The organism is Halochromatium sp. (assembly GCF_054919635.1).
Genome location: NZ_JBUDPI010000126.1, coordinates 1 through 9,623 on the forward strand (window position 1 = coordinate 1; position 9,623 = coordinate 9,623).

The window sequence follows — 9,623 nt, forward strand, 5'->3', positions numbered from 1 at the left end:
CTTTTCCTTCTACCAAACAGTCCAGCGGCTCTTGCAACGCGGGGCGGACCATATAAGAGGGATCATGATCCCGACGCGAGGTCACCATAGCAGCCAGGCCGCTCGGCAAAGGTCGACAAGAGCCGCACGATCGAGCGGTATATACTTGCGGCTGTTCTATCAGCGTCAGGCTGAGCGTCGATGCCGGCCGGGTAAAGGACGTCAGCAAATCCGATCGCACTCGAGGAAACCTTATGCACCTGCAGCCCGTGATTCTATCCGGAGGCTCTGGCACTCGGCTCTGGCCGCTCTCGCGCGAGGCCTATCCAAAACAGTTCCTGCCGTTGACCGGCAGCAATACCATGCTGCAGGACACCGCGCTGCGGCTCGATGGTCTGGTTGACGAGCACCCGCGGCTGGGACTGCTGCTGCGCGATCCGATCATCGTCTGCAACGAGGCGCATCGATTCCTGGTCGCTGAGCAGTTTCGGCTGCTCGGGCGTTCGCCGGCCGCGATCCTGCTCGAGCCCTTCGGTCGCAATACGGCGCCGGCGCTGACGCTGGCAGCCCTCACGGCGCGCGCTGCGGCCGAGGACGACCCGGTGCTACTGGTGGCGCCAGCCGACCACGCCGTCGCTAACAGCGAGGCCTTTCGCAGGGCGGTCGCCGATGGCACCGTACTGGCGCAGCAGGGAGCGGTGATCACCTTCGGCATCGTGCCAGGCAAGCCTGAGACCGGCTATGGCTATATCCAGCAGGGTGAGGCGCTGGCCGACCCGGCGCTGCAGGGCCAGGCCCATCGGCTGCACGCATTCGTCGAGAAGCCCGATCGCGACACCGCCGAGCGCTACCTTGCCAGTGGCGAGTACCTCTGGAACAGCGGCATCTTCATGCTGCGTGCCTCGGTCTGGCTGACGCTGATCCGGCGCTTCCGCCCGGAGATCGCCGAGGCCTGTGAGCGGGCGATGGAAACAACGCAGGGCGACGGCGCGTTTCGCCGGCTTGAGGCAGCGGCCTTCAAGAACTGCCCGAGCGATTCGATCGATTACGCGGTTATGGAACGGCTCTCGCAGGCCGAGGCGGTCGCCGAGCATCCGGCGATCGTGCTGCCCCTCGAGGCCGGCTGGTCCGATGTCGGCGCCTGGTCGGCGCTTTGGGAGGTCCGCGAACAGGATGGCGATGGCAATGTGCTTGACGGCGATGCCTTCGTGCATGAGGCACACAACAACCTGCTCATCGCGCAGAGCCGGATGCTGGCCGCGGTCGGCGTCGACAACCTGATCGTGGTCGAGACCCCGGATGCGGTGCTGGTGGTCAATCGCGAGCGCGCGCAGGACGTCAAGGCAGTGACCAAGTTCCTCAGCGAGGCGCAGCGCAATGAGCATCGCCATCATCAACGTGTGCATCGTCCTTGGGGCGCCTTCGAGTCGATCACCATGGGCGAGCGTTATCAGGTCAAGCGCTTGACGGTGAAGCCGGGCGAGGCGCTCTCCAAGCAGATGCACCATCATCGCGCCGAGCATTGGGTCGTGGTCTCTGGTACCGCCAAGGTCACCAACGACGACAAGACCTTCCTGCTCACCGAGAACCAGTCGACCTACATCCCGGTCGGCACCACGCATCGGCTCGAGAATCCGGGCACCATCCCGCTCGAGATCATCGAGGTGCAATCGGGTAGTTATCTTGGCGAGGATGACATCGTGCGGTTTGACGATCGCTACGATCGCGGCGGTGACAGCGGTTGTTGAGGCATCACGAACGCGTCTGCCACTAGTCTCGCCGGCTCGCTTCAGCTACCATCGCGGCCTTTTGTCAGCAGGGCACCAGCATGGGCTTCAAATGCGGCATCGTCGGGCTGCCCAACGTCGGCAAGTCCACTTTGTTCAACGCGCTCACCAAGTCCGGCATTGCAGCCGAGAACTATCCGTTCTGCACCATTGATCCGAACGTCGGTGTGGTCCCATTGCCGGACGAGCGCCTCGATGTGATCGCCGGTATCGTCAAGCCGGCCAATGTGATCCCAACCACCATGCAGTTCGTCGACATTGCCGGGCTGGTTGCTGGTGCGTCAAAGGGCGAAGGGCTCGGCAACAAGTTTCTCGCCAACATCCGCGAGACCGATGCGATCGCCCATGTGGTGCGCTGCTTCGAGAACGACGATGTGGTCCATGTGGCCGGCCGTGTCGACCCGATCGGCGACATCGAGGTGATCGACACCGAACTGGCGCTAGCCGATATGGAGTCGGTTGGCAAGGCGTTGGATAAAGCGACCAAGCAGTCCAAGACCGGTGACAAGGGCCAGCTCGCGCGCAAGGCACTGCTCGAGCGTGTTAGCGCGCATCTGGACCAGGGGCGACCGGTGCGAGCGCTGGATCTCAACAGCGATGAGCGTGCCGAGCTGCGCGAGCTCTTTCTGCTAACCTCGAAGCCAACCATGTACATCGCCAATGTGGCCGAGGATGGCTTCGATGACAACCCGTTGCTCGAGCGCATCCGCGCCCACGCCGCAGAGGAGGGCGCCGTGGTCGTTCCCGTCTGCGCCGCCATCGAGGCCGAGATCGTCGAGCTGGACGAGGCCGAGCGTGCCGAGTTCATGGCCGACCTCGGCCTCGACGAGCCCGGCCTGAACCGGGTCGTTCGCGCCGGTTATCGACTGCTCGGCCTCGAGACCTACTTCACCGCGGGTCCTAAGGAGGCGCGCGCCTGGACCATCCCGGCTGGCGCGACCGCACCGCAGGCTGCGGGCGTGATCCATAGCGATTTCGAGCGCGGCTTCATCCGCGCCGAGGTCATCGCCTACGATGACTTTGTCGCCTGCAAGGGCGAGCAGGGCGCCAAGGAGGCGGGCAAGCTGCGCAGTGAGGGTAAGGACTACATCGTCAAAGACGGCGACGTGGTCCACTTTCGGTTCAACGTTTGAGCCGCAAACCTGCACTCTGGAACTTGACCAAGCTGTCAGGGGCAGCTATCTTAATCGGCTTGATTGGCTACGTAGCTCAGTTGGTTAGAGCGCAGCACTCATAATGCTGATGTCGCTAGTTCGAATCTAGCCGTAGCCACCAGAAAATCAGAATCAAATCAGCCGCTTACAAGCGGCTTTTTTGTGTCTGAAGCCCGGCGAAATCAGCTCGGCGTTTCTGGGCAACCGCAGACGGCAAGTGCCTGATCATCTGGCCGCTCATTCCGTCTTAATCTCCAGCCACCGCAGGAAGCCACCGTGGACGCCTACAGCCCCGACGCCTACGACCTCATCGGCGACCTCCACGGCCAGGCCCAGCGCCTGCGTAGGCTGCTCGAGCAGCTCGGCTACCGTGAGACCGACGGCACCTATCGCCACCCCCAGCGCCAAGCCCTCTTCGTCGGCGACTTCATCGACCGCGGTCCGTCTCAGCGCGAGACCGTCGCCATCGTCCGCGCCATGGTCGAGGCCGGCAGCGCGCAAGCCGTGCTCGGCAACCACGAAGTCCACGCCATCGCCTATGCCACCGAAGACCCCGAGGCGCCAGGCACCCATCTGCGCCCGCGCAGCGAGAAGAACCGCCGCCAGCATCAGGACTTTCTCAAAGAGGTCGAGCACCTGCCCGAGCTTCATGCCGAGATCATCGACTGGTTTCGCAGCCTGCCGCTCTATCTCGAGCTGCCCGGCTTGCGTGTCATCCATGCCTGCTGGGACCGCGAGCAGCTCGCCGCGATCCGCCCCTTCCTCGATGACGCCAACTGCCTCACCGAGGGCGGCTTCATCGCCGCCAGCCGTCCCGGTCATCCCGCCCATACCGCACTCGAGAGCCTGATCAAAGGCATTGAGGTCGCGTTGCCAGACGGCCATCGGTATCAAGACAAGACCGGCCACTGGCGCACCGACGTGCGTGTGCGCTGGTGGGATGAGACCGCCACCGACCTGCGCGACGCCGCGTTGCTCGATGCCGACCAACGCGAGCAGTTGCCGCCTGCGATCCCGGTTGCGCCGAGCGCCCGTCCCGGCTACCGAGATCCGCAACCGCTGTTCATCGGGCATTACTGGCTCGATGGCGAGCCAGCGCCGTTGACCCCCAAGGTCGCCTGCCTCGACTACAGCGGCCGCGAGCCCGGCGTGCTCTGTGCCTACCGCTGGCAGGGCGAAACGCAACTCCGGGCCGAACGGTTTTGCTGGGTCGGCGCCGAGAGAGCTTAGGCCGCTCCGTCAGCAGCGGACGTCAGGTAAAGCGCCGACAGCCGTTCAATAACAGGCGAGCCAGAGGTTGAAACCAGTCGGTAGCCTGCTCCAGATCAGAAAATGACCCATGCCATCTTCAATGCATGCTCCGTAACGGTTGTCATCCTCGACGCGCGGCGCCGAGCGTTTCTGATGATTGGGCAAGTGACGGCAAGTGCCAGGTCGGCTCGACGTCGCTTGCAGCCGAGCCGGGCGTTGGAGCCAGACCGGTGCCGACGAGCACCGAGTCGATGCCGGCGGCGTTGGCGCCAGCGATGTCGGTGCCGAGCTGATCGCCGAGCATGACCGGATGGGAGACTGGGCGGGAGATTGGGCCGGAGGCACCAAGTTGACGCAGGGCGGCAGCGAAGATTGCTGGGCTGGGCTTGCCGAGTCGCTCGAAGCGGAGTCCTGCATCAGGCCAATGCGCTTGCAGCACGGCCTCGATCATGGCGGCTAATGCGCCTGCGGTGAAGCCGACTTGGAGGCTACGAGGCAGGTCGCTGCGCACCGGATAGATCAGATCAGGGTTGCAGAGCAGCAGGCGCGGCGGCAGACCTGCATCGAGCTGGCGCATCAGCAGGCTCAGCGTCTGGTTCATGTGCTCGGGCCAGCGCACGCCTTTTTGATCGGCGACGATGATCGCGTCTGCCTCGACATCGTCGCTCAACGTGACGACCTGGGCACCAGCCCGCTCGGCATAGATCGCCGATTCGTCGGGACCCAGCACCAGGGCTCGCAGGCCGACCAGCGGGCCGGCGACCTCGGCGTCGGCCAGCAGGGAGCCTGAGGTCAGTATGCGCTCGGCGGGCACTTCAAGACCAAATGCGGCAAATTCCGCGCTCAAGGTCTCTGGCAGGCGACTTGCCGCATTGGTCACCACCAGCCAAGGCACTTGATCCTGGGTCAGGTCTCGAAGCAGATCGGCAGCGCCGGGTAAGGCCTGTTGTTTGTCGAGCAAGACCCCGTAGGCATCGAGCAAAAAGCCGTCGTAGCGCTGTTTCAGCGCTGAGATCGTCGTTTGTTGGTTGGCGTTTGTCATCGCAGCCGTCTCGTTTTGCTCCATCATGGTCGCTATGGGTTGCAATGGCGGCCGCTAGGGGCCGCAATGCCGGCCGCCGGAAGCCTTATTCTGTGCCAGCGTCTAAACCTGCGTTGCCCTGATCTGGACGCTCGACACAGTTGCATACACGCCACGGGAGCCAACCGATGCAAGACACCTCGTTTCTGACTCAACTCCGGACCTGGTTCCTGCAGGGCATCGCCTTGCTTGCACCGCTGATCATCACGCTGGCACTGCTGATCTGGCTAGGGCGCTCGGTCGAGGTCTTCGTCGGTGGCCTGCTCCGGCACCTGATGCCAGACGCCTGGTACATCCCCGGCATGGGACTGGTGGCGGGGCTGATCATGACCTTGGCTGCCGGCCTCCTAGCAAACCTGTTCTTGGTGCGCTGGCTGGTCGAGATTGCCGAGCGCGTGCTTGATCGTATCCCGCTGGTCAAGAGCCTGTTCCAGGGTTTGAAAGACATTGCCCGGTTCTTTGCACGCACCGGTGATCAGGACCTGGGCCGTCCGGTCATTGTGACCCTACCCGTTGGTGATGCCTCGGTCCAGCTGGTGGGCTTCATGATGCAGGAGCATGCCGACTTGCCGCTGCTCAACGTCGATTCCAAGGACCAGCAACAGGACCTGGTGGCCGTCTACTTGCCGATGAGCTACCAGGTTGGCGGTTATACGCTCTACCTTGAGCGCCGTCAGGTGAAAGCGCTTGCAGTCGGTGCTGAGCAGGCGCTGCGCTCGGTCATTACGGGTGGCGCCTTGAACGAGGATGGCGGTGCCAATGGTCAGCACGGGACGATCACGCCGATGGGAGGCCGCGGTCGATCGCGGGCTGAACAGAGCCAGTCCTAAGCGCGACAGGCGCTGGTGGATGCGGCTGCTGATCAGAGAGGCTACGGATCAGTGGTGTACTGCGCCGAGCGGCGCCGTGCGGATATCCCAGGCACCGAGGTCGCCGCTGACATTGAGCACTCGAAAGCGCGCGAAGATCGATTCTGAGAGCCAATCCTCCTGACGGGCCGCGCGCAGGGTGCGATGGTGGGGGGTCTGGTGATAGGCAAAGGCGCGCATCTGCTCGATATCTTGCCAGAGGCTGAAGGTGGCGAGCGTGCGCAGCGGGCGCTCGCCAAAGCCGATATGGAACAGACAGCCTGGGGCTTGCCGAAGGTGCTCGCGGATCTGAGGAACGGCGCGCCAGAACGGGCGCACCTGGTTGCTATGCACACGGGCGTGGGTCAGAACGGCCAACGGCCCGTCAATTGAGCGCTCACCGCTGTACGCAAACGGCTCGCGACCATCCCAGGAGCCGTGACCTGAGATCGGCTTCAGCTCGATATGCAGCTGCGCTTGGCTTGGTCTGGCGATGCGACGGTAGAAGCGGCTCTGGCGCAGACGTTGGTCCTCGGCCGGGTCCGGTAGCCCGCTCATCAAACAATAGGTGCGCGGGTCGGGCAGGATCGAGAAGCCATCGCCTCCGCCACAGCCCATCAAGCGGACATCACCAGTAGGCACATCGGCGCCGATGAACAGGCGGCGAAAGCCCATAAACAGGAATGCGACCGGGCTGTAGCCAAGCGGGTAGCGGAAGAAGCTGAAGGTGATGCGGTCGGTCGGCATGCGGTGGAACAGGACGCTAACGATCTTCGGTGGCTTGGAGGATGGGTGGCTTGGAGGATGGGTGGCTTGGTGGTTCGCAAGGGCTCAGGCGTCGGATGAGACCAGCACCCGCGCCATGCCGGGCCCAAGCCAGAACTCGAATGGCGCCGGCAGCTCGGCCATCGGCCAGTCTGGAGACAGGTCGCGGATCGGGCCTGGCGATTGGATCAGATGGCGCAGGTCATCGATATAGAAGCGCTGCCGCGCCCAAGGGTCTTTGTTGATGATCAGCAGGGCCTGGCCGGAGGCACCTTCGGCCGCGTGCTTGCGCAGGATCAAGATTGCCGGGTCTGAATAATCGATCCGCTCGATGCGGCCCTCGCCATCAAGGACCGGCACTCGGTCCTTGATGGCATTGACCTGGCTGATGAACTCGGTCAGATCGATGTTCGGCGTTTCCCAATCGTCAGGTGTGGTCTCCACCACATCCAAGCGACGACGGAATCCAAACTCGAAGCCGATCGGCATCATCACCCCGCTCGCGAACAGCGCCGTGAACAGATAGCGCTGGCGCAATGCATCGGCATTCTCGCGGAATTCCTCGAACATGCGCCGCGTGTCATGGCTCTCTGGAAAGGCGATGGAGGGCGCGATCTGACGCGTCAGCTCGTACTGCTCGAGCAGCCAGTTGCCGTTGAAGTCCCACCATTTGGCGCTGTTGAAGATGGCGTCGAATCCTGCCTCAGCGGTCTCGCGAGTCTGTTCAGGACTGCAGCCGAGGGTCTCGGCGACAAACAGGGTATCGGGATGGCGGTCGCGAATCTGCGTGATCAGTCGTTCCCAAAGCTCCGCCGGCAGTTGATAGGCCGCATCGCAGCGGAAGCCGCGGAAGCCGAGTGCGATCAGGTGCTCGACCATGCGCACGAAGTAGGCGAGCAGGCCGTTCGGATCATCGGCCTGCTGCAAGGCGCGCTGATGATCAAACTGCGCCAGATCGCGCCAGACCACCTTGTTGCCGTTGGCCTCGACACAGAAGGGATGGGCGACGCGGTTGTTTTGACGCAGAAACCAGTCTGGATGCTCGGCGAGCAGTGGGCTATCTTCGGCACAGTGGTTGATGACCAGATCGATCATCAGAGAGAGTCCTTGCTCGCCGGCGATCTCGGCCATGGCCTGGACCTGGGCGTCTGCGTCCAAGCGCGAGTCGGACGACAGCAGGGCGTCGTTGATCGCGAAGTAGTCGGCGATCGAGTACAGGCTCCCGGAGCGGCCCAGCTGCTGGATCGGGTTGACGAAGACCCAATCAAAGCCCATGTCTGCGGCCCGCTGAAGATGCGGCGTCCAGCGATCGAAAGGACCGATGAGCAGCGGGAATAGGTTATAGAGCTTCATTCGGGGGTCTGTTCTTGGTCCTGTTCGGAGCGTTCTTGTTGATAGCCCTGCTCGAATTCCGCGGCTCCTTGCTCGACGGCGTTGACCGCCTTACCCGTCGTCTTACCAGCCCAGGAACAAGCGCCCAGGCTGGTCGACAAGATCATCAGGGTCAGGGCAGGAAAGAGGATGCGCTTCATTGATGGATTACCAGGCTAATCTCCGGTTGATCTCCGGCTGATCTTCGGGGGGTGGAGCTAAAAGTATATCCGCTAACGATCGGTGAGGATTCGCAAGCTGATAGACTCCATGACAGTGTGAAATCTTCTCATGTTGGCGAGCAGGGGCAAGACGCATGCGAGCGCAGTTTGATCCGAGTGGGACACCAGAAGGCTTCGTCGACGCGCTTGACGCGCTCACCGCTGAGGCTAGAGTCGGCGGCCTCATGGTGCTTGCCTGTGACGCCAACGGTTGGCGCCCAGAGCAGCTCGATCCCATCCTACAACGCTGCGAGATGCCGGTGTTCGGTGGCATTTTCCCGCAGATCGCTTACCAAAGCCAAAATGTCGAGCGCGGTACCTTGCTCCTGGCCCTTGGGTCGGACCCTGAGGTTGCCTGTGTGCAAGGACTCAGCGACCGCGAGGCGGATTTCGACGAGCGGGTGGAGACAGCCACGGCGCACTGGGGCGAGCCGGATGCAGAGACCACGATGATCGTCTTCGTCGACGGCTTGGCGAGCAGGATCAGTGCGCTGGTCGAAGGCTTGTTCGCCAATTTCGGCTTGGAGAACAACTTTCTCGGCGGCGGTGCGGGCTCGCTGAGCTTTCAACAGGCCCCCTGTATCCTGACCAATACCGGGTTGCTGGCCGATGTCGCGGTGCTGGCACGACCTCCGCTGCGCAGCCAGATCGGCGTGACCCATGGATGGGAGCCGATCAGCGAGCCGATGAAGGTTACTGCCGCGCAGGGCAATGTGGTCATGAGCCTGGATTGGGAGCCTGCGCGCGAGGTGTACCGGCAGGTGGTCGAAGCACATAGCGGACAACGCGTCTGTGCGGATCGCTTTTTTGAAATCGCAAAGTCATATCCGTTCGGAATGACTAAACTTGGCACCGAGATCGTTGTTCGCGATCCCTTGATGGTTGTCGACGGCAGCCATCTGGTCTGCGTTGGCGAGGTGCCCGAAGGTGCTTTCTTGCGGTTGCTCAATGGGACGCCGGAGACCCTGATCCCAGCCGCGAGCGAGGCAGGCGCACTTGCGGCGCCTGACTCATTCGAAGCAGGCTCAGTAAGCTGCCTGTTCATCGACTGCATCTCACGCGTGCTATTCCTCGGTGATCGCATCGCCGATGAGCTGGCGGCGGTCGGCCGCGAGCAGCCTGTGAACGGGGCTTTTACGCTGGGAGAGATCGCGAATACTGGCGAT

At 62.9% G+C, this 9,623-nt stretch carries 9 protein-coding genes and 1 tRNA gene; 6 read left to right on the forward strand and 4 right to left on the reverse strand.

All coding sequences use genetic code 11. The features are described 5' to 3' along the window. The first annotated feature begins 233 nt into the window (after positions 1-233). The 4 genes from ACY693_RS09475 to ACY693_RS09490 all read left to right on the forward strand — a co-directional run bounded on the left by ACY693_RS09475 (position 234) and on the right by ACY693_RS09490 (position 4,150). On the forward strand, positions 234-1,727 hold the full coding sequence (locus ACY693_RS09475; protein WP_462321581.1) for a mannose-1-phosphate guanylyltransferase/mannose-6-phosphate isomerase: 1,494 nt from the start codon (positions 234-236) through the stop codon (positions 1,725-1,727). 80 nt (positions 1,728-1,807) lie between these two features. Further along, on the forward strand, positions 1,808-2,899 hold the full coding sequence (gene ychF / locus ACY693_RS09480) for a redox-regulated ATPase YchF (protein WP_462321582.1): 1,092 nt from the start codon (positions 1,808-1,810) through the stop codon (positions 2,897-2,899). Positions 2,900-2,964: 65 nt separating this feature from the next. Then, positions 2,965-3,041 (forward strand) — tRNA-Met (locus ACY693_RS09485). A gap of 155 nt (positions 3,042-3,196) precedes the next feature. Continuing rightward, positions 3,197-4,150 carry a metallophosphoesterase gene (locus tag ACY693_RS09490; protein ID WP_462321583.1) on the forward strand — a complete coding sequence of 318 codons (954 nt, stop codon included), beginning with the start codon at positions 3,197-3,199 and terminating at the stop codon, positions 4,148-4,150. A 142-nt stretch (positions 4,151-4,292) separates the two neighbouring features. On the opposite strand, the gene ACY693_RS09495 is transcribed toward ACY693_RS09490, so the two are convergent. Beyond that, complete coding sequence (locus tag ACY693_RS09495; protein ID WP_462321584.1) at positions 4,293-5,213, reverse strand: HAD-IIA family hydrolase; 921 nt, start codon at positions 5,211-5,213, stop codon at positions 4,293-4,295. Positions 5,214-5,380: 167 nt separating this feature from the next. Between ACY693_RS09495 and ACY693_RS09500 the strand changes: the two genes are divergently transcribed. Further along, a complete protein-coding gene (locus tag ACY693_RS09500) occupies positions 5,381-6,082 on the forward strand; it encodes a DUF502 domain-containing protein (RefSeq protein ID WP_462321585.1) in 702 nt (233 codons plus the stop codon). A 48-nt stretch (positions 6,083-6,130) separates the two neighbouring features. Here the strand turns inward: ACY693_RS09500 and ACY693_RS09505 are convergent, their stop codons facing one another. The 3 genes from ACY693_RS09505 to ACY693_RS09515 all read right to left on the reverse strand — a co-directional run bounded on the left by ACY693_RS09505 (position 6,131) and on the right by ACY693_RS09515 (position 8,397). After that, entirely contained in the window at positions 6,131-6,847 is a 717-nt protein-coding gene (locus tag ACY693_RS09505) for an aminodeoxychorismate lyase (RefSeq protein ID WP_462321586.1), read from the reverse strand. A gap of 84 nt (positions 6,848-6,931) precedes the next feature. Further along, positions 6,932-8,218, reverse strand: coding sequence for an alpha-amylase family glycosyl hydrolase (locus ACY693_RS09510; protein WP_462321587.1), 1,287 nt, complete (start codon positions 8,216-8,218; stop codon positions 6,932-6,934). After that, entirely contained in the window at positions 8,215-8,397 is a 183-nt protein-coding gene (locus tag ACY693_RS09515) for a hypothetical protein (RefSeq protein ID WP_462321588.1), read from the reverse strand. The genes ACY693_RS09510 and ACY693_RS09515 overlap by 4 nt, the downstream gene beginning before the upstream one ends. Positions 8,398-8,552: 155 nt before the next feature. Between ACY693_RS09515 and ACY693_RS09520 the strand changes: the two genes are divergently transcribed. After that, a partial coding sequence (locus tag ACY693_RS09520) for an FIST signal transduction protein (protein ID WP_462321589.1) occupies positions 8,553-9,623 on the forward strand: 1,071 nt, incomplete at its 3' end.

What these genes read in the sequence shown, in the direction of transcription:
- ACY693_RS09475 (WP_462321581.1), top strand. Translation starts at nt 234, where the DNA reads ATGCACCTGCAGCCCGTGATTCTATCCGGAGGCTCTGGCACTCGGCTC.
- ychF (WP_462321582.1), top strand. Translation starts at nt 1,808, where the DNA reads ATGGGCTTCAAATGCGGCATCGTCGGGCTGCCCAACGTCGGCAAGTCC.
- ACY693_RS09495 (WP_462321584.1), bottom strand. Translation starts at nt 5,213, where the DNA reads ATGACAAACGCCAACCAACAAACGACGATCTCAGCGCTGAAACAGCGC.
- ACY693_RS09500 (WP_462321585.1), top strand. Translation starts at nt 5,381, where the DNA reads ATGCAAGACACCTCGTTTCTGACTCAACTCCGGACCTGGTTCCTGCAG.
- ACY693_RS09505 (WP_462321586.1), bottom strand. Translation starts at nt 6,847, where the DNA reads ATGCCGACCGACCGCATCACCTTCAGCTTCTTCCGCTACCCGCTTGGC.
- ACY693_RS09510 (WP_462321587.1), bottom strand. Translation starts at nt 8,218, where the DNA reads ATGAAGCTCTATAACCTATTCCCGCTGCTCATCGGTCCTTTCGATCGC.
- ACY693_RS09515 (WP_462321588.1), bottom strand. Translation starts at nt 8,397, where the DNA reads ATGAAGCGCATCCTCTTTCCTGCCCTGACCCTGATGATCTTGTCGACC.